This window comes from Nocardia sp. JCM 34519.1 (assembly GCF_020361265.1).
Lineage (GTDB): Bacteria > Actinomycetota > Actinomycetes > Mycobacteriales > Mycobacteriaceae > Nocardia > Nocardia arthritidis_A.
In genome coordinates this window covers 80464-100616 of the sequence record NZ_JAIRBR010000011.1, presented here as the reverse complement: position 1 = coordinate 100616, position 20153 = coordinate 80464, and the positions used below count along the sequence as shown (strand labels likewise).

The following is a 20153-nucleotide window of genomic DNA, read 5'->3' as shown; positions in this document are numbered from 1 at the left end:
AATAGTGGGTGCCGGCGTAGCCGGCCTGGCGGTCGCAGCGCTGCTGCCACGGGACCGTTTTGACGTCCGGTTGTTCGAACGGGTGACAGAGTTCGGCCATATCGGTGCCGGAATACAAATTTCACCCAACGGCGCCACTATCCTGCATCGACTCGGCGTAGGGCATCTGATGCGCAGTCGCGGACTGGTTGCAGATTCGATCGAGTTTCGATCATGGGATACCGGAAGAATTAGCTGCAGAACACCTCTCGGAGCGGAGTTGGGCCGCCGGTATGGTGCTCCATACTACATAATCCAACGCTTTCAGCTCCATCGCACGTTGGCCGACCTCATCGATTATCACGATATTGCCTTCGATGCTGAATGCCTTCGAGTGCATGACGATAGAGATCATGCATCAATCGAATTCTCGGACGGAAGAATGGTCGATGCCGATCTGGTGATCGGTGCCGACGGCGTCCATTCGGTGGTTCGCCGATCGATCCTGAACGATGGGCCACCTGCTGATTCGGGATACGTGGTCTACCGTGGTTTGGTCCCCTTGCGGGCTCTATCGAATTGGGCGGGTCGCACCTCGATCACGTTCTGGCTGGGCCCGGACCGTCATGTCACCTGTTACCCCGTCGGGGACACGATGCATTTCAGTGCGATCGTGCCCGGCGGCGGCCTGCGTGGCGCCGAAGGCCGAGATCTGACCGTCGATTTCGCCGGGTGGCACGGTCCTGTGCTTCAACTGATCGGGTATTCCCGTCCGGACAGCTCCTGGCCGCTGTGGGATCGTCCGATGTCACCATCATGGGGCCGTGCACGGACGATCCTAATCGGCGATGCCGCACATCCGATGCTGCCGTTCATGTCCCAAGGAGCGAACCAGGGCTTGGAAGACGCGGCGGTGTTGGCCGCGGTGTTGACCGGTGCGTCACTCGATACCATCCCCGTCGCGCTGCGCCGGTTCGAGGCATGCCGCATTCCTCGGGTATCGCGAATCCACCAGATGTCTCGTGATCGGGCAGTCAGCTTTCACTTGATCAACCGGGCCGAACAATGCGCACGCGACGAGAAGCTCCGTGCCACCGCCGGACTCGAGCACCACGACTGGCTGTACGAATACGTTCCTGCGAATGAGATCAGGACAGTCGCCTCATGAACGAACAACAGATCCTCGCCTACCTCGATCGTATCGGTGTCGGTGCGCCTCGACGCCCAGAGCTCGAGACGCTCGCTGGACTGCAAGAACAGCATCTGACGCGAATTCCCTTCGAGAATATCGATTTTCACCTCCACAAGCCCGTCGGAATCGGTACGAAGGTCCTGCCCAAGATCATCGATGACCACCGCGGGGGCGCGTGCGTCGAACTGAACAGCTGTTTCGAGCAGCTGCTCCACGGCGTAGGTTTCACCGAGACTCGTATCCTCGGGGGGCGTATGTACGAGCGGGATGTGCTCCTTCCGCCGCTGTGCCATTTTGTTGTCCTGGTCGAGCTGCCGGAGCCGTACCTGGTCGATGTCGGGTTCATTCGGGGAAGCCGGTACCCGTTGCGCTTCGACCTCCGTACCCCACAGGCCGATCCTGAAGGCGAATTCTTGCTCTCAGAAAACCCGGACGGGACGATCGATTTGGTGCGAAACGGAATACGTCAATACCGGCTTGAACCGCGCCGACTGAAGTTTTCGCGATTCCCGGACGATTGGTACGCGCGTAGTGCTCCCGAACTCCGGACCTCTCAGACGCTGCTGTCTTCTATCCTGACAATTGACGGTCGTACCACCATGATCGATCAGAGGATTCTCATGTCGACGGTGGGTTCGGAATCGAAGCGGGTAGAACTCGGCAGCGAGGATGAAGTGCTCTCCGCATATGAATCGATCTTCGGCTTGAAATTCGATAAATTGCCGGTCCCGCTCGCGGCGGACTGATGCGTGTGGGGCGGCTGTAATACTGCTCAGGTGAAACCCTGCGTTCAGTACTTCTAGCGGCCCGCGAAACCCTGGGCAGCTATTCCGTTCTGTTCGGCACGCTATTCGAGGTGCTGTCTGCCTGCCGGGGGTCCGGCTGGGCTCCGTTAGTCCGTTCGGAAGGAATCATGGCGATGAAAGAAACCTGCCAGAATTCGAGTATTGAGGCATTGCTGGCGCCGCGCTCGATTGCGGTCTTCGGTGCCTCCAATAGTAAACAACCACTTCGCCGGGGTGGTCCCGGTACTCAGATACTTCGCAACCTGCTGCGAGACCAGGGCTCGATAAATGTATACCCGGTTCATCCAACAGCGGACGAATTGGGCGGACGGAAAGCCTATTCGACTATCGCCGAGGTGCCCGACACTGTCGACATGGCCGTGATTGCGTTGTCTGCGGACCGTGTGGTGGCAACCGTCAAGGAATGTATTTCGGCCAAAGTTCGCGCCGCTACTATCATCTCGGCTGGATTCGCGGAGACCGAGGGGGAAGGTCGGCAGCGGCAGATGGAACTCGGTGAATTGTCTGCCGCATCCGATATTCGCATTCTTGGGCCGAACTGTGTGGGATATTTCAATCTGACTGCCAATGTCTCGGCGACATTTGCATTCGATGCGCGCCGGTTGACAAGGCGCGACGGTACCACTGCGATCATTTCGCAAAGTGGCGGTCTGTGCTCCTATCTCGGTGAAAAGGCATTGGCCAGGGGAATTCATTTCAGCTGGTTGGTGAGCACGGGGAACGAGCTGCACACAGATGTTTCGACTGTCGCTGCTTATCTGGTCGAGCAGGCGGAAATACAAACGATCCTCGTCTTCTGTGAAGGCATTCAGCAGCCCGATGTCTTGCTGGCAGCAGCTGGCCGTGCCAGGGAGCTGGGGAAGTCGATCGTCCTGCTCAGCGCAGGCCAATCCGATGGGGCGTCGCGTGCCGTTGCGAGCCATACCGCAGCGATGGCGAGCTCGATGGCAGTCACGAAGGAGGTGTGCAGGCAACACGGAATTTTGGTCGCACGGACCATCGATGAACTGCTTGATTTCGGGCTGTTTCTACAGAGCGGACGATGTGCGGCAGGCAACCGGGTCGGAATACTGACAGCGTCGGGTGGCGTGGGGATCCTGCTCGCTGACGCTGTTGAAAAGGCCGGCTTGCACGTGCCGGTCCTTCCGGATGAAACCCGGACCACGATCGAAGAAAGAATGCCGAAACCATTTTACGGCACGACGGAGAATCCTGTCGACGTGACTGCGCAAGTCACTGCGGTTCCATCGGCGTATACCTTCACCCTCGATCGATTGGTGAACTGCGAAGAGATCGACAGTGTGCTGACGGTAATATGGGCGTACCCGGGTATGTCCTTTGAGTGGCTGACGTCGGTCTATCGTTCGACAAAAAAGCCGATGGCTGTGGTATCGAATATGGCGGTGCCTGAGCTTTCGGATGCCGGTATCCCCATTTTCTTCGACCCGCATCGGGCTGGCGCTGCCCTTGCGGCGACCGTGCATCGAAACATCCGCGACTTGGCGCCGGAACGAGGCTCGGTTGCTTTCGGTGGGGCAGAGCTGTCGGTTCGTATACTTTCCGAGTCGTCGGCAAAATCCATTCTTCGGCGGTACAATATTCCTATATGCGACGAACGTCTGGTGGCTGATCGGAATCAAGCTCGATTCGCTGCTCGCGAAATCGGTTACCCAGTCGGTATGAAGGTCATCTCGCATAAGATCCCGCATAAGTCCGAGTTCGGCGCGGTCAAGTTGTGGCTGAGCGATGATAATGCAGTCGATCGGACATATGACGAGCTTGTGCACAAATTGTCCGCGCAGATCGGCGCACCAGAGATCGAGGGCATTCTCATCCAAGAAATGATCTCGGGAGATCTCGAGCTGGTTTGCGGCATGCACCGTGATCCTACATTCGGCGTGATGGTGACGGTTGGCCTCGGCGGGTATGCGGCTGAGATCGTCGGTGAATTCCGTATGCTGCGCTCCCCGTTCACCCGTGAAGACGCGTACAGAGTTTTGGCATACTTGGCCGAGGGGCGGCTTGTCACAGGTGCCAGAGCAATCGCCGAACAGCGCCGTCATGATCTCGCTGAGATTATGGTGTCATTGGCCGCGATCGGTCGCGAGCAACCGCACATCCGTGAGATAGACCTGAACCCGCTGATTGTCGGGACTTCCCGCGTCACAGCTGTTGACGCCCTCATAACGGTCTAGCTGCCATTTCGGCCCTCCGGCGGCGGCCTAAGCGGCTACGGGTGTTGTTGTCCCGACGGGGTTTTCGGAGAGGGCGATCGCCATCCGAGACCCCGCCGGCACCGGGACCGCTTGTTCTGCCGATTACCGACTCGATGAGTAGTGCGTATCAGTACCGGCCGAAGGCGAGCGCGACGTTGTGCCCACCGAATCCGAAAGAGTTGTTGATCGCGTATTCGATGTCCTGGTGGCGAGCCTCGCCGTGCACGACATCCAGATCGATCTCGGGATCCTGGTTGTCCAAGTTCAGTGTCGGCGGGACGATTCCGTCCCGAATACTGAGGACCGTGAGGATCGACTCAAGGGCGCCGACAGCGCCGATCGAGTGGCCCAGAGCGGATTTGGGCGCATAGACCGACGCGTGATCGACACCTGCGGCATGGATGGCCTTGGTCTCGGCGATATCGCCGATCGAAGTGGCAGTCGCGTGGGCGTTCACATGTGTGATGTCGCGGGGAGTCAGTCCGGCTGTCTGCATCGCGCGCTGCATGGCGCGAGCCGCACCGGTGCCCTCCGGGTCCGGCGGGACCAGAGAAAAGGCGTCGGAGGTGACACCCGCACCCATCAGCCGGGCATGGATGGTCGCGCCACGCGCCTTGGCGTGCTCCTCGGTCTCGATGACCATGAGCGCGCCCGCCTCACCAAAGACGAAGCCGTCGCGGTCCCGGTCGAAGGGGCGCGAAGCCGCTTTCGGGTTGTCGTTGCGGGTGCTCATGGCTCGCATCATGGAGAATGCGGCGATCGGCACCACATCGATGTAGCCCTCGACACCGCCGGTGACCACCATGTCGGCATCACCCATGACGATCATGCGCCACGCGTTGGCGATAGCCTCCGAACCCGACGAGCACGCCGAAACCGGAGTGACCACACCGGCTTTCGCGCCGAGCTCCACCCCGACCACCGCGGACGGTCCGTTGGGCATGATCATCTGGACGGCCAGCGGCGAGATCTTGCGATAGCCGGCGTTCTTCAACTTGTCGATCGAGTCGACGAGCGCGTCACCGCCACCGAGACCTGTACCGATCGCGACACCCAAACGCTCGGTGTCGACCGTGGGAGAACCGGCGTTTTTCCACACCTCGCGACCGAGGACAAGGGCGAGCCGCTCGACATAGGCCATTCGGCGGATCTCGACGCGATTGAGCAGCGTATCCGGCGACACCTTCAAATGGCCACCGATGCGAACCGGAAGGCCGTACTCAGCGATGAAGTCGTCCTCGAGTGTCTCGATACCGCTCTCGCCATTAAGAAGGCCCTTCCATGTCGCATCGATGTCACCTGCAACCGACGTGGTCGCCGCAAGGCTGGTGACGACGACGTTCGGGAAGCCGCCGTTTGCGTTGAAGGGGTTGTTCACCACGGCTTTCCTCACTTGGCTGCCGCGCCGAATTCGGCCGCGAGCGCGGCCGCGGCGTCCTGGTTCTCGGCCTCGAGCTTCTGGATGTAGGCGACCGCATCACCGACGGTCTTCAGGCTGGCCAGGTCCTCATCCGGAATCTTGACGCCGTATTTGTCTTCGGTCTGAACGGCGATCTCGACCATGGATAGCGAGTCGATGTCCAGATCATCGACGAAGGACTTCTCCAGGGTCACCTCGGCGGGCTCGATGCCGGTCACCTCCTCGATTATCTCGGCAATTCCAGCGATGATTTGCTCCTGACCAGCAGCCATTGCTAATCCCTTCTTATTCCATAGAACATGGACCATTCACCCGCGAATCTCACGGTTGATCACCTCGGTGCGGCTCCGACTCGGACTCTGTCAGGAACAGATAGGCGATCAGTGACCAGGCCGGGTTGGATCGCAGCATGCTCCCAGGTTCAGCCGGCAGGTCGTGTCTGCGCTGTCGTTTCTGAACGTGCCTGCAGCTCAACCTCTTTCGCCTGATCATCGCAGTCAAAGATATATATCCACACTGCGGTATCGTGATGGCAACTGCTACGAACCCGACAGTGGGTTTTTGTGAGAATCCTCCAACAGTGGCGGTATCGGTGTCCACCGGTCCCTCTCGGGAGTTCAACGCGGTGGTGAGATCGAAGAAGGCGGAACGCCAGTGTGGCACAATGACATTCAGCGTTCGACTCCGGAAGGGGGCATGCGCTGACCGCTCGTCCGGCGCTGGAAGCCTTCGGGAAATGTCCAAGGGTGTCTCGCCCCCGATGGGGACGGTCCCGAGATGGATATGTGCTGGCCGGCAACGAATTGCCACACCACGTGATGCAGCCGATTTGGTGAAATTCGCTGCGTTGCAACCTGTTCGGCATTCGATCATGTTCGGATTGCCGGGGCAGTTGGCGCATGCGTTCTCAGTTCCCGCGCAATGGGTGTGGCCTTCAGCGCCATGACGGTGATCGAGATGTTGGGCAGTCGGCTGAGTTCGAGAGGTGCGCCTCGTTCATGCTGAAACGCGCGGCCCGATCATGGACTGTCTCGCCGAGGTCGCCGTTTTGTGTAGCGCCATAGCGAAATTGAGGCTCATTTACTTTTGGGTAGCTCGGAGTCTGGGGACGCACGCTTCCGGCCAGAAATCACCAGGTGAGAGTGGATGTCCGGGTTGAATCAGGGTTGTCGCTGAGGTGTGGGGGAGACACTGCTCAGCGCTCGAGGGCCGCCTCAGACGACGAATTCGGCGCCGTCGGCGCAGATTTCGACACCTGCCTGCTCGACCAGAGCGCTCGCGGTAGAGCGGGGATCCAGGAGGGGGTTGGTGTTGTTGAGGTGGGTGTAGATCCGGCGCAGGTTCGGGTGGCGGGTCAGCGCGGCGAGCGTGCCGTCGTGGCCGGTGATGGGCAGATGGCCCATTCGGGCCTGTTGTGCGCCCGGATGCTGGGAGCCGACGATGGTGCCCATTTCGTCGGCGCTGAAGAATGTGCCGTCCAATAGCGCGCAGTCGGCGGAGGCCAGTAGATCGTCCAGATCGGTCGGCCATGCGGCCAGGCAGGGGGCGTAGAGCAACGCCCGGCCGGTCGCGGTGTCCTCGATTCGTAGGGCGGTGACCCAGTGGTCATCCCAGGCCGCCGCCGCGACGTATTTCGGTGCCTTGTGGCCGACCGGGTGAGCTGTCACGCGCAGCCCACCGGCCAGGTCGAAGCCGCCGGGCCGGATGCTGTCCCGCCACATCCACGGCGCGTAGCGGTCGAGCAGGCCGCGCAGCGGCAGATTCGAAACCAGCGAGTCGAGCACCGCCGTTGTGGCGTAGACGGTCAGATCCGTTGCGCCGCGCATGATCAGCAAACCCAGCGTGTGATCCACTTCGGCATCGGTCAGCAGCACACCGCGCACGGGAGTGTCCCGTGGTTGCGGGCCGGGCCGCAGCGCCGGGGTGCCGAGCAGCTGCGCGCGGATGTCCGGAGAGGCATTGAGCAACCACCAGTCACGTGAATTGCCGCTGACGGCAACGCATTCCTGACTACGTGGCGGCAGCGTCCCGCGGCGAGCTTCGAGACATAGTGCGCAGGCACAGTTCCATTGCGGGAAACCGCCGCCCGCGGCGGTGCCGAGCAGAATGACCCTCACGGTAGCCGTCGCATCATGAAGATCGGCTCCTCGGCCGCCCGCCGCAGGGCGGCATCCACCAGCGGCCGGTGCGGGGAGAGCCCGCAGACCGGGTCGGTGGCCCCGGCATCGCCGGTGAACAGGAACGCTTGGCACCGGCAGCCGCCGAAATCGGTGTGGCGTTCCGGGCAGGAGCGGCACGGTTCGCGCATCCAGGCCGTTCCTCGGTAAGCATTGAATGTCCTTGAGGTATACCAGATTTCGGCCAGCGGGCGGCGCAGTACGTTCTCCACCGGGAGCGTGGAGATGGCGGACGCCGCGGGACACGGCAGCACGTCACCCGCGGGGGTGACGGTGAATTGGATTCTGCCCCAACCATCCATGCACGGTTTCGGCCGGTCGGCGAAGTAATCCGCCACCACGTATATCAATTCGGGACCGCCCGCGTATTTCGCCCGGGCCCGCCGCACGGCTCCGCGCGCGGCGGCGAGCTGAGCCGTCGTCGGCAGCAATGCGGCACGATTGCGCAGCGCCCAGCCGTAGTACTGGGTGTTCGCCAGCTCGATCCGGTCGGCACCGAGACCGACGGCGAGGTCGATGAGCTGTTCCACCCCGTCGATATTCGTCCGGTGCAGTACCACGTTGACCGTGAGTGGTAGTCCTGCGGCCGTAATCGCTTGGGCCGCACCGAGTTTGACGGCGTGAACGCGGGCCCCCGCAATGATGTCGGCGGCCCACGGATCCGCGTCCTGCAGGGAGAGCTGAACGTGGTCGACTCCGCGCTCGGCAAGCAGGCGGGCCCGCTCGGCGGTCAGTCCGACACCGCTGGTGACCAGGTTGACGTAGGCGCCGAGGCGCCGGGCGTGCTCGACCAGGTCCGGCAGGTCCGGGCGGGTCAGCGGCTCGCCGCCGGACATATGCATCTGCACCACCCCGAGTTCGCGAGCCTGGGTGAGCACATCGGACCACTGCTCGCGGGTCAGCTCTGCCGAACGCGGAACGAGTGCAACGGGATTGGAGCAGTAGGGGCAGTGCAGCGGGCAGCGGTGGGTGAGCTCGACCAGCATCCCGAGCGGCGCCTCGACGGTCGTTTCAGTCACTCAGGGTCACCACCCGGTGCTGCGCGAGCCGGACCAGAAGTTCGGTGACGTCCTCGGCGCGGACGCCGTCGAACTCCACACCGAGCCGCTCCACGATGCGGCCGACGCTCGATGCGCCGTCGCAGAGCGCGAGCACCGCGGCGGCGGTCTCGTTCAGGACGACCACCCCCTCCGGCAGCAGGGCGAGCGTGCCGCGTGAAGGATCGCGGGTCAGCCGGACGCCGGGCCGCAGCCGCGGAACATCCGGCTCGTGCAGACCGGTCATCCGCGACTCCGCCCCGCGCCCGTGTAATAGTCCAGCGCGTCGAGAACGGCCTGCAGCACATCGCATTTGAAGGTGAGCGCGTCGACGCAGGCCTGCTGCTGCGCGCGGGTGGTGGCATACCGGACCACCAGGTCGAGCAGGGACCGGCCCTCGGCTCGCACCACCTCGATGCGGGCGGTGAAGTATGCGAAACCTTCCTCCACAATCCAGGGGTAGCACTGCCGCATCCGGCCCAATCGATAAGCGAGCAAGCCGGGCGAGAAGAGTTCGGTGAGGCCGGATGCCGCCGCCTCCAGCCACGGGCGGCGCCGGGCGAAGTCGAGGTAGGCGTCCACCGCGTACCGCACCCCGGGCAGTACGAGGTGCTCCGAGATCACCTCGTCTCGCCGCAGACCAACGGCCTCGGCCAGTCGCAGCCACTTCTCCGCTCCGCCCGAGCAGCTTTCGGTTCCATCGTGGTAGACGATCCGTGGCAGCCACTGTCGCCGTACCTCCGGCAGCGGGCAGTTGGCGATGATCGCGGCATCCTTCTGCGGCAGGCACCGCTGGTAGTACCAGCGGTTGGCCGCCCACAGCCGCAGCTGCTCCCTGTCCAACCGCCCCTCGTGCAGCCGCTCGTGGAACGGATGCCGATCCCAGTACGCCGGTTCGACAGCGTACAGCGCCTCCTGGAATTCGGCTGCGCTCCAAGGGATTTCGGTCTCCAAGGCGGCGGGCATCAGCCGCGGCCGGAGTACGCGGTGACTTCCAGTGCCGTGCCGAAGAAGGCGAAATCAGGGCGGTGCCAAGGCTTCTTGGCCTGCACGGGGGTTTTGCCGGTGGTCTCCATATGAATGCTTCCGATTGCGAAAAGGGTTGCTACTGAGCCGTAAAGGATGCGAGCCCCGACATCGTGCCGAGGACGACGCTGGTTCCCGATACCGCCGGGGCGGCGAAATGCGGTAGCGGCCCGGTGCTGAACTGTTGGACGACGCCGCCGGTCGCGGGATCGAGAGCGTAGAGCGTGCCGGAACGCCAGTCGGTGACCCAGAGGTGTCCCGCGCCGAGCACCGGTTGGCCGTTCGCGGAGACCGCGGCCCGCCACAGGACCGACGCGCTGCCGTCGGCAGCGATGCGAACGGCCGCGGTGCCCTTCGAACAGGGCAGGTACACAACGCCATCGGCCACCGCCGCGGCCCCGAAGGCGCGGCAGTCGGTGAACGCGGGAGCCAGATCGCTGATCCCGCCGAGGTGGGCGGCATCGAGGACATACCCGTCGCCCGCCTTTCCCGCGATGACGATATGGCTGCCGACCAGCGCCGGGTTCATGGAACCGAGATCCAGGTCGGCCGCGTTGTCGTCGGCCCACGTGGCCGGCGCGAAGAAGTCCGCGCGCTGCATATCCGGCGTCAGGGCAACGACCGAATCGGTGTTGTCGTAGTCCTGCCCCGACCCGGCATTGCCGTTGCCGACGGAGTAGTACAACAGTCCGTTCGCCTGGGCCGGCGCGCCAGGTGCCCAGATGCCGCCACGGCCGCTCGTCGAGGCCTGATACCAGGCGACGGCCCTGCTGGAAACGTCAACGGCCGCAACGGCTCCGGTGTAATTCCCGCAGTCCCCCCAATTACCGCCGAACGCGGCGTAGACGCGACCGTTCGCGACCACGAGCGCCGGACGCTGCAGATACGACGGCGAGTCCCCGAAGGGCGGATCGATCGTCAACTGCATGGTCACCGCGCCGGAGTCGGAGTCCAGGCCGTACAGCACATGGTGCGCGTCCGATGTTTCGGCGACAACGTACAGCCGATGGGCCGCGTCGTCGAAGGCCGGGCGCCCGGTGATCCCCTCCGGGTCGATATTGCCGCACGGCAGGGCGGACTGCGAAATCGGGTCCGCGACATGGGTACTCCACCGCACCGCGGAATTCGACACCGCGTAGACCGTGCCGTTCTCGGTCGCGGCGTACACGTTGTCGCCCGCGACGACCGGCTGACCGTACACGGCTCCGTCGAGCGCGACGGTACTGTCCGCCGCCCGCGCATTCGTGGATGCCTGGGGAGCCGCCGAACCGGTGCCGTAGGCGACCGCGCACATCGCCGCGCACCACAGCGCGGCGACAACCGCGCTCGTCCGCCGCGGGCGGGGCGCGATACATCCAGGAGCCGGTCCACGCCGGCGAGCGAACCGAGGGCGGCGGATCGGCTCAGGGATCACATTGGCCATGGCCGACTCCTGTTGCAGAGGGCTGTCATGTCGACTGTCGATCGAACATCGGCCGTGGAAATACCGCACGAGCCAAAAGTGTTCGTACACAACAATTATCGCCGATATGGCACCCTCCCCAATCCAGTCGGCACTGGGGATCGACGGAGCTACCGGATCCGCCATCACCCCCGGTTCATCCGACGCCGTCGACGGTATGGCCCGCGTATTCACCGGCTCGGCCGATTCGCTCGGCGGCCTGCGCAAACTGCTCACCGGATCGAGCTCGCCCTCGACGATGAATTCGTAGACTGTTCAGAGTCAGCGCAATTCCGATGGCACACAACGGATACCGGTCCGTTCGGCCCTGTATACCGTTGGTGTCCGGGTCGGTCGGCGCGCTAGGTATGAGCCGGAGCACCAGAGGCTCTTGGACCTTCAGCGGGCCGTCGATCCGTGCGTGTGCATTCCCGCTGCCCGGCGGTGGTTGGCCGATGCCGGCGGATCAGTCGTGGCTATCGAGCGATGTAATAGTCGACGTACCACGCGTTGGAAAGCGTTGTCTGCCAACCGATCCGAACGATTGACCCACGCGTGATCCACAGGTATTGCGGTGTATTCGGTAGAGTCGTTGGGTTCGGCTCGAGTCAGGGAGAAGTCGTGGTGCACGTGCCCAACGAATTGTTGTCCCGCCTGGTGGGTTGTCGTCTGTTCTCAGTGGTGTTCGTCATGGACTATGTGCAGCTGTGCTTCGATTCGGACGCTACCGAGGACAGGCCGATACTTACGTGCGATGTCTTCCCCGTGGTCCATACGGAAAACGCTCAGCTTCGAGAGGGCGAGATCGGTTACGCGGACGCGCTGAGGGCGTTCATCCCCGGGCGGGTTGTCGCAACGGCCGAAGCATTCGAGGTGGGTCTACGGGTGGAATTCTCGAATGGTGCGATAGTGCTGCGCCCCACCGACGACGAGCTCGTCGGACCTGAGATCGCTACTCTGTCTGGGTTTGTCGACAGGACGTGGATGGGTTGGCGACCGGGTGAGGACGTCTTCGAATACCTTCACTGACCTGTTTCACCCGCGCTGGTCGACGCGGCGCTCGGCTCGAGCGCGTGATGTCGGCTGGCGGGAGTCGTTCGGGCCGTTGGATCGCGTATCCCTGACCTCGCCGGATGCGTGCGACTGTTTCGTGCCCTTCAATCCTCGGATGTGAAATCTCCGAAACCGGAACTGGCTGCCTGCGGTCGGTTAGTGGTCGAGGTGTGCGAGGACGGCCAGGACGCGGCGGTTGTCGTCTTCGCATTCGGGGAGGTTGAGTTTGGTGAAGATGGCGGCGATGTGTTTGGTGACCGCGCTGGCGGAGATGGTCAGTCGGCGGGCGTCACAGTTGATCGACTGAATCAGTCATGTCCCGCTCCCAGCGGAGTTGCGGTCTGGATGGCAGTGAAGTAATTGGGTAGTGCACGCCAGATTTCCGGGGTGTAGAAATGGCCGCCGGGTAGTTCGTCGTGGCGGTATTCGCCGGTGGCGAGTGCGCGCCACTGTTCGGTTGCTTTCGGCGCGATGGCCTGATCGCGGTCACCGGTCAGTACCTGCAGTGGAACGCTGATGCGGGTTCCGTCGGTGTAGGTGAAGGTGTCACGTACCCGGATGTCGGCCCGCATCAAATCCACTGCCATTTCTTGCAGGTCGGGATCGCTGAGTACATGTTCGGGCATGAGCCCGAAGGTGCGCATCCAATCCAGCAATTGTTCGTCGGTGTCCTGTTGGGCTGGGAACATGTCTCGGGTTGTCAGTCCCCGGCTGGGGGCATTGGCCGAGGAGACTATGAGGGCCTCGGGTCGCGGGCCGCCGGACTGCTCGATCCGGGCGGTCACCTCGAAGGCCATCCAGCCGCCCATGCTGTGGCCGAACAGTACATACGGCCGCGGCGCGGTGGAGATGACCGCGGCCGTCGCGTCTTCGGCCAGCTCGTCCCAGGTGGTGGCGAAATCCTCGGCGAAGCGGCCTTCCCGGCCCGGATAGCAGATTACGGCGAGTTCTACGTCAGCGGGGAGGTGCTCGGCCCAGGGTAGGTAGGATCCCACGCCTCCGCCGCAGAATCCGAGGCAGATCAGTGCTCGGGTGGCGGACGGCTTCTTGCGGGGTCGTACTACGATTACGTCCTGCATTTCAGACAACTCTCGTTTCGTATTCAGATCGGATCCGAACGCTCAGTCGGCAGCGACGAACTCCGCGTACCGCGCTTCGACGTACTGCGCCAAGTCCGACAGGCGTGGATGCCGGTAAACTTCGTTCGCCGATATCGAAATTCCGAGATTTTTCTTCACCCGGGCGACCACGCGAAGTGCGATCAATGAGTGTCCACCGAGTGCGAAAAAGTCGTCGACCGCCGACACGGTTTTCTGCCCGAGCACTTCCGACCATACTTCGGCGATAAGTTCTTCGAATTTTCCGGATGGCGCCCGACCGTTGATGTCGACTGTATCCTGCATAGTATGCGGATTCGGTAGCGCGTCCTCATCGAGTTTACCGTTCGGCGTCAACGGCAGCGCCTCGATTTCCACAAAGCCGCTGGGTACCATGAAATCCGGTAATGTCGCGGCGACGTGCCGCCGCAATTCGTCGACGGTCGGCCCACCGGATACCGCGGTGACGTAGTAGGCGATCAGCTGATCCCCGGTGACGGTATCTGCACGGACTATCACCGCTGCGCTAGTTACGGAGGGATGAGCGCGGACGACAGCTTCGATCTCGCCCAGTTCCAGCCGGTACCCATGCAATTTCACCTGACGATCGGTACGGCCGTGGAATTCGAGGAATCCGTCTGCGGATCTGGATACTCGGTCACCGGTGCGATACATCCGGTCATTCGTCGGGCTGAATGGATCGGCAACAAATGCACCGGCGGTCGAGTCCGGTCGTCCGTGATATCCGTTCGCCAGGCGGGGACCGGCTATATACAATTCGCCGGTGGCCCCGTCCGGGACCGGCGACAACACATCGTCGAGGATGTACAACCTATTGGCCGGCAGTGCGTCACCAATGTTCGGCCGGTCTCCCATGATCCAGGCCGCAGTGGCGTCCACGGTGCATTCGGTGGGACCGTACAGATTCAGCGCCTCGATCCGCCCCGCCGCTACCGCAGTGGCGATCTCGGTCCACCGGTGCCGAGTGATCGGCTCACCGCCGATGAACAGCCGCAGCGTCCGGCCATCGGTCTTCTCGGCAATCACATAGTCCCGCAACGCTTCCCAGTGCGACGGTGTCAGATCCAGGTCGGTGACCGCGCATTCGTCCAGCCAGGCCGCCAGCCGGGCCGGATCCCGTCGGTGATCATCTGTCAGGACGACCACCTGGTCACCACGACACACCCTGACCCACTGCTGTACGGATGCGTCGAACGACACGCTGGCGTTCCACGCCACCACCCTCGGTTCCGCCGCATATATTTCCGCCAGCTCCATCGCCGTGACCAGCGACGCCACCGCGCCGCGGGTCGCCTGCACACCCTTCGGCCGACCGGTCGAGCCCGACGTGTAGATCAGATAGGCCGGCTGCGCCGGCAGCACGATCCGGTTCACGAACGCGCCGGGCACGTCCTCGGGCACCACGGCCGGAACCACCGGGACACCATCCGGATTCCAACCCGGCTCCTGTTCGGCCACCAGCGCTCGGATGCCCGCGTCTGCGGCCATGAACGCCAGCCGGTCCGCGGGATAGTCCGGATCCAGCGGTACATACACCCCACCGGCCCGCCACACCGCGAGCAGCGCCACCACCAGGCGAACGCTGCGCGGCAAGCACACGCCGACTCGATCGACCCGCTCGATCCCGTGCTGTGCCAATGTAGCGGCCAGCCGTGCACTGGCTCGGTCCAATTCTGCGAAGCTCACCGCGGTTTCGGTGTCGCGCACGGCGATTCGGTCCGGATGACGACTGGCTACCGCCTGGAATCGGTCCAGGAGATCGACCGGCTCGCCGCGGTCCATCACCCGACCTCTTTCGTCATGGCCGCGGCCGCTGGAGCGACGGTCGGCCGGCAGTCGGCGACTCTCGTGGGTTTTCCCATGGCCACAACAATTCTGCGGTCCCCGCGGAATGCGTCGCGGCCGTGCGCGCTGGCAATGTTGTCGACCAGCATCAGATCGCCGGGCCGCCACTGGTGCCGCACTGTCGCCGCCTCGTAGGCGGCATCGATGATCTCGAATTCTTCACTGGTCAGCCGTTCACCGTCGCCGAAACGAGTATTGAACGGCAGATCGTCCGGGCCGAACTCATCGATCAGCGTCTCGCGCAATTCCTCGTCCAGCGACAATTCGTTCCAGAACGCAAGGTGGTTGAACCAGACCTCGTCCCCGGTCTCCGGGTGCGTGATGATGCCGGGCCGCAACTGGCTGGTGCGCAGATGGCCGTCGGGCTGCCACTGCCAGGCGATGAGGTTTTCCGTGCAGTATCGTTCCACGTCGTCGGCGGTTTCAGCGGCGAACGCGGTCTGCCAACTCGTGGAGATGTGCTCGGAGTAGCTGCGGGTAAGCAGCCATCCGGTCGCGCGCATTCTGGCGACCAACTGCGGGGGCAAGTCGCGCAGAATCTTCCGGCAGTCCGCCACCGGAGTGGCGCCACCCGCCTCGGGCGCGGTCAGGCACGCGAACATCAGCAAGCCCGGGAATGTCAGGGTGTAGCTGTTCTCGTTGTGCATCCGGATTACCTGCGAGGCGGGCAGGTCGGTGGAGGAATACACGTCGTCACCGAAGCTGCTGCGCGGTGTCGCCTTCTCCCGGTACGGGGTGCGTTCCGGCATGAGCGTGTCCCGAATTCTCGCGAAATCATCGACGCCCCGGATGGGCAGACCACGCAGGAAGACCGCTCCGTATTCATGAAGTCCGGCGCGCAGCGCCGATTGCGTCTCGGTCAACCAGCTGATCGCACCACGCAGATCCGTCAGTCCCTCCGTTTCGATCGTCGCGGGTTGTCCCGGGTTGACAATCCAGTCCAGCGACCCGGTGCCGATCTCGTCATTCGTCATCTCCGTTCTCCTGTAGAACTCAGCAGCCGGACGGAATCATCACGCGCCACGGTCTCCATCAGCAGCCGGAACTGATTGGCGATCGCCCGGACCGCGACCTCGTCGAAAGTGTCGACGCTGTACTCGATCACGCCCGCCAGCCCGCCCGGCGCAGGCGCGAAGTTCACGGCCAGGTCGAATACGGTTGAGCCGGTGTCGGTCGGCCGGGGCTGGACGGGCGGCCCGCCGAGCCGCAGCGAGCGCAGTGGGACATCGTCGAACCGGAACATCACCTGAACCGCGGGTGTCCGTCCCTCATGTCGCACGAGGTCCAGTTCGGACAGCAGCCGACCGAAGGACAGCTTCTGATGGGCGGATGCCGCGTCGACCTCGTCGCGGACCCGGCCTACCAGTTCCTGGAAACCGGGATCTCCGCCGAGGTCGAGCCGGATCGGCACCGTGTTGGTGAACAGGCCCGCGATGGGTTCCAGGCTCGGGTTGGTCCGCAGCGTGGCGGGCGTTCCGACAACGAGGTCGGTCAGGCCGGTCGATCGGGAGATAAGTACGGAAAGTCCCGCGAGCAGCGTCGCCGGCAGGGATGCGCCACCCCTCTTGGAGTTCTCCGTGAGCCGATCGCGCAGACTTCGATCCCAGGTGAACGAGTACCGGCCGCCCTGGTAGGTCCGTTCGGCTCGACGGTCACGCGCGGTGGCGAACCGCATGGTCGCCGGGGCGCCCGTCAGCCGGTCCCGCCAATATTCCGTGTCCTGTTCCATGGACCCGTCATATGCCTGCGCGCGCTGCCAGAGGACGTAGTCCAGGTACCGCGACGGCAACTCCCGAACGTCGGCGCCGGCCTGCGCACCCGGCTCGGTCTCGGCCTGGTAGAAGATCCCGAGTTCACGCAACAGGATGCTGAGTGTCCAAGCGTCACAAACGATCTGGTGGAACACCAGGACCAGCACCCCGCAGGCCTTCGCGTTGCGGCCCCCGCCCGAACCGTGCGGGTCGCTGATGAGGTGCGCCCGGAGCAGGCGGCCTTTGTTCAGGTCGAGCGGCGCTGCCGATGCCTGCCGGACCGCGGCGTCCAGCGCCCGGCCCGCACCTGGGGCGGCATCACCCGCGTCATGGAATTCCAGGTCGATCTCCCAGGGCTCCCCGACCCGCTGCCATGGACGTCCGGCCGCTTCGTAGAACATCGTGCGCAGCACCTCGTGCCGAGCGATCAAGCGGTTCATGGCACGCCGCAGCGCCTGCTGGTCGAGGTCCGCGTACCAGGTCATCGACAGCGCGATATTCCCGACAGATGTACCGGGGGCGGCCTGTTCGAGGGCCCAGGCGTGCTCCTGGGCGAACGACAGCGGCCCGGAGGCCTCGGTGGTGTGCGGCAGGAACGCGTCCTGACTCACCGCACCCCGTGCGGAGGCCGCCTCGACCGCGGTCGCCAGTTCGGCGAGCGTCGCCCCGGACAGGACCGCGCTCGGCGCGATCTCCACGCCGAGCCGGGTCCGGATCCTGGAGGCGACCATCATCGCCCGCAACGATCGGCCGCCCAGGTCGAAGAACTTGTCCTCGAGCACGACTCGGGAAACTCCGAGGGTCTCGCGCCACACCTCGGCCAACTCCCGCTCCACTTTCGTGGACGGCTCGGTGCCGTGGGCCGTGTCGCGGGACGAGGTCGACGGCATGGTCGACAGGTGACCGCGGTCGACCTTTCCGTTCGGGTTGAGGGGAAGTTCGGCGAGCCGCACCAGGCGCGGCAGCATGTGGGCGGGCAGGGTGTGGGCGATGCGCGAGGTCAGCAGGTCCAGGTCGAGATCCTGGTCGTCGACGGCGGTGACGTAGCCGACCAGTTCGTCCTCGCCCCCGGCTCGCCTGGCCACGACCACGACGGCGTCCCGCACGCCAGGCTGCCGGCGCAGCGTCGCCTCGATCTCACCGAGCTCGATTCGCAGGCCGCGGATCTTGACCTGGAAGTCCAGTCGGCCGAGCAGCTCCACCAGTCCGTCCGGTCGGAACCTGGCCAGGTCTCCGGTGCGGTACAGACGTTCCGATACCGACCCGTGCGACCAGGAGAAGAACTTGTCCGCCGTCTCTTGCGGACGCCCGAGATACCCCTCGGCGAGTCCGACGCCGGCTAGGTGCAGTTCGCCGGGGATCCCCATCGGAACCGGTGCGCCCGTACTGTCGAGTATGTAGACCCGCTGGTTGGCCATCGGACGTCCATACGGGATGCTGTTCCACCCCGGCAGCGGGGAGCCCGCCTCGTACAACGTCGAGTGGATGGATGCCTCGGTGGCGCCACCCATCACGATCACTCGCGCATCCGAGGCGAACTTGCGCAGCCGGTCGGGTGTCCCTGGCGCGACCCAGTCCCCGCCCAACAGGGCCAGCCGCAGCGGACGCGGCGCGGTGACGCCCGCCTCGAGATAGGCGAGGTAGGCCTCCAGCAGGGCGGGCGCCGAGTTCCACACCGTGATCGAGTGTTTCGTGATCAGCGCGTCCCACTGGCCGGGGTCCTGGGCCTGGCCGGTGGCCGGGGCTATGACGGTCCCGCCCGAGATCGTCATTCCGATGAAGTCGAAGACGGACATGTCGAAGCTGATCGAGGAAAGCGCGAGCAGCCGGTCCGCTTCGCCGATCTCGAAGCGGGTCCGCAGGTCCATGAGGTTGTTGACGACGCCGCGATGCCGCAGGGCGATCCCTTTGGAGAGGCCGGTCGAGCCGGACGTATAGATCACATAGCACAGATCGTCGGGCCGGCTGTCCACGTCCGGACAATCGGAGGAACACTCCGCGATCAGGGCGGCGTCACGGTCGAGCAGGACAACGGGGATGTCCTGATTCGGCACCGCCGATCGGAATTCGGTCTCGCTGATCAGCACACAGCATTCGGCGTTCTCGGCCATGTACTCGAGGCGCCCGGCCGGGTATCGCGGGTCGAACGGCACATAGGCGCCGCCCGCCTTGAGGACGGCCATGATCGCGGTCAGGAAGCTGGGACCACAGTCCAGGCATACCGCGACGCGCTTCCCGCGCCCGACGCCGATCGTGCGCAGGTGGTTGGCGAGCCTGTTGGCGGCCCGGTCTATCTCTCCGTAGGTGTGCGGGCGATCCCGGTAGATGACCGCCGGCTTGTTCGGAGAGGCTGTCGCGATCCGCGCGAACAGCTCGTGCAGGCACGCGTCACCGTCCCATTCGACCGAGGTGTCGTTCCATTCGACGAGCATGCGCTGCTCTTCGGCCGCGGTCAGCAGGGGCAGACGGCCCAGCCGACCGGCGCCGTGGTCGACCGCCGCCGCGGCCAGCACGGTGACGATGTGCCCGAGCAGCGCGGACACGGCGTCGGCGCCGACTCGATCCGCGCGGTACCGGACGCCGAACTCCATGTTGTCGCCGTCGATCAGACAGAGGTCGTAAGCGAGCCCATCGGCGAGCGAATGCGGTGGGTCGGCCTCCGTCGGGCCGGTGCGAAATCCCACCGACGCCGTTCCCGTGCCTTCCTCGTCCGCGCCGGAAAGCAGGGCCTCGTGGACGCCGTGCTCGACGTCGGCGAAGGACATGTCGGCGTCCGGCCGCAGCGCGATGGTGCGCCGCCCGGACACTCTGGCCGCCGACTCGGTCGCGACCGAGATCCGTACTTCGCCGGCGCAGTCGCCGTAGCGCGCCAGGACGCATGCGAGGGCGGCGAGCAGCAGGCGTTGCACCGTGACCCGGCCCTCATCGGCCCAGGCGCGCAGACCGGCCGCCAGGTCCTCGTCGAGCCTCGTCACGGTGGCCTGCACATCGTCGGTGCGGGCGTCGGCCGGCGATTCGTCGAGGGGGCCGAAGCCGGGGAGAATCGGGGTGGTCATGGACTGCCCAGTCGCTTCGTCACTCAGGTCACGCAT

General features: G+C 64.2%; 16 protein-coding genes. 5 read left to right on the top strand and 11 right to left on the bottom strand.

Annotated elements, in window-relative coordinates:
• The first annotated feature begins 4 nt into the window (after window positions 1-4).
• The 3 genes from LGY53_RS25360 (at window position 5) to LGY53_RS25350 (ending at window position 4172) form a co-directional block, all read left to right on the top strand.
• Window positions 5-1147 carry an FAD-dependent monooxygenase gene (locus LGY53_RS25360; protein WP_308102996.1) on the top strand — a complete coding sequence of 381 codons (1143 nt, stop codon included), beginning with the start codon at window positions 5-7 and terminating at the stop codon, window positions 1145-1147.
• Window positions 1144-1917: an arylamine N-acetyltransferase gene (locus tag LGY53_RS25355; RefSeq protein ID WP_225729216.1), complete on the top strand. Its 774-nt coding sequence runs from the start codon at window positions 1144-1146 to the stop codon at window positions 1915-1917. The genes LGY53_RS25360 and LGY53_RS25355 overlap by 4 nt, the downstream gene beginning before the upstream one ends.
• Before the next feature lie 167 nt (window positions 1918-2084).
• On the top strand, window positions 2085-4172 hold the full coding sequence (locus tag LGY53_RS25350) for an acetate--CoA ligase family protein (protein ID WP_225729215.1): 2088 nt from the start codon (window positions 2085-2087) through the stop codon (window positions 4170-4172).
• Window positions 4173-4320: 148 nt separating this feature from the next.
• Here LGY53_RS25350 and LGY53_RS25345 read toward each other — a convergent pair whose 3' ends face one another.
• The 7 genes from LGY53_RS25345 to LGY53_RS25315 all read right to left on the bottom strand — a co-directional run bounded on the left by LGY53_RS25345 (window position 4321) and on the right by LGY53_RS25315 (window position 11147).
• A complete protein-coding gene (locus LGY53_RS25345) occupies window positions 4321-5571 on the bottom strand; it encodes a KasA/KasB family beta-ketoacyl-ACP synthase (RefSeq protein WP_225729214.1) in 1251 nt (416 codons plus the stop codon).
• An 11-nt stretch (window positions 5572-5582) separates the two neighbouring features.
• Window positions 5583-5885, bottom strand: a complete 303-nt coding sequence (gene acpM, locus LGY53_RS25340) for a meromycolate extension acyl carrier protein AcpM (RefSeq protein WP_225729213.1) — start codon at window positions 5883-5885, stop codon at window positions 5583-5585.
• Between the two features lie 942 nt (window positions 5886-6827).
• Window positions 6828-7730, bottom strand: coding sequence for a pyrroloquinoline quinone biosynthesis protein PqqB (pqqB, locus tag LGY53_RS25335; protein WP_225729212.1), 903 nt, complete (start codon window positions 7728-7730; stop codon window positions 6828-6830).
• Entirely contained in the window at window positions 7727-8809 is a 1083-nt protein-coding gene (gene pqqE / locus LGY53_RS25330) for a pyrroloquinoline quinone biosynthesis protein PqqE (RefSeq protein WP_225729211.1), read from the bottom strand. The genes pqqB and pqqE overlap by 4 nt, the downstream gene beginning before the upstream one ends.
• Window positions 8802-9074, bottom strand: coding sequence for a pyrroloquinoline quinone biosynthesis peptide chaperone PqqD (gene pqqD, locus LGY53_RS25325; RefSeq protein ID WP_225729210.1), 273 nt, complete (start codon window positions 9072-9074; stop codon window positions 8802-8804). The genes pqqE and pqqD overlap by 8 nt, the downstream gene beginning before the upstream one ends.
• The gene (gene pqqC, locus LGY53_RS25320; protein WP_225729209.1) at window positions 9071-9793 is read right to left on the bottom strand and encodes a pyrroloquinoline-quinone synthase PqqC; all 723 of its coding nucleotides are present in this window, start codon (window positions 9791-9793) and stop codon (window positions 9071-9073) included. The genes pqqD and pqqC overlap by 4 nt, the downstream gene beginning before the upstream one ends.
• A 139-nt stretch (window positions 9794-9932) precedes the next feature.
• Window positions 9933-11147, bottom strand: coding sequence for a PQQ-binding-like beta-propeller repeat protein (locus LGY53_RS25315; RefSeq protein WP_225729208.1), 1215 nt, complete (start codon window positions 11145-11147; stop codon window positions 9933-9935).
• Window positions 11148-11382: 235 nt separating this feature from the next.
• On the opposite strand from LGY53_RS25315, the gene LGY53_RS25310 reads away from it, so the two are divergent.
• Together LGY53_RS25310 and LGY53_RS25305 are read left to right on the top strand one after the other, a co-directional pair.
• Window positions 11383-11565 carry a hypothetical protein gene (locus tag LGY53_RS25310; protein WP_225729207.1) on the top strand — a complete coding sequence of 61 codons (183 nt, stop codon included), beginning with the start codon at window positions 11383-11385 and terminating at the stop codon, window positions 11563-11565.
• 350 nt (window positions 11566-11915) lie between these two features.
• A complete protein-coding gene (locus LGY53_RS25305) occupies window positions 11916-12323 on the top strand; it encodes a hypothetical protein (RefSeq protein ID WP_225729206.1) in 408 nt (135 codons plus the stop codon).
• 332 nt (window positions 12324-12655) lie between these two features.
• Here the strand turns inward: LGY53_RS25305 and LGY53_RS25300 are convergent, their stop codons facing one another.
• The 4 genes from LGY53_RS25300 to LGY53_RS25285 are packed head-to-tail and all read right to left on the bottom strand — an operon-like array spanning window position 12656 to window position 20153.
• Window positions 12656-13426, bottom strand: coding sequence for a thioesterase II family protein (locus LGY53_RS25300; protein ID WP_225729205.1), 771 nt, complete (start codon window positions 13424-13426; stop codon window positions 12656-12658).
• 42 nt (window positions 13427-13468) lie between these two features.
• On the bottom strand, window positions 13469-15247 hold the full coding sequence (locus LGY53_RS25295; RefSeq protein ID WP_225729378.1) for a non-ribosomal peptide synthetase: 1779 nt from the start codon (window positions 15245-15247) through the stop codon (window positions 13469-13471).
• Window positions 15247-16284, bottom strand: a complete 1038-nt coding sequence (locus LGY53_RS25290; protein ID WP_225729204.1) for a TauD/TfdA family dioxygenase — start codon at window positions 16282-16284, stop codon at window positions 15247-15249. The genes LGY53_RS25295 and LGY53_RS25290 overlap by 1 nt, the downstream gene beginning before the upstream one ends.
• The gene (locus tag LGY53_RS25285) at window positions 16281-20153 is read right to left on the bottom strand and encodes a non-ribosomal peptide synthetase (protein WP_225729203.1); all 3873 of its coding nucleotides are present in this window, start codon (window positions 20151-20153) and stop codon (window positions 16281-16283) included. The genes LGY53_RS25290 and LGY53_RS25285 overlap by 4 nt, the downstream gene beginning before the upstream one ends.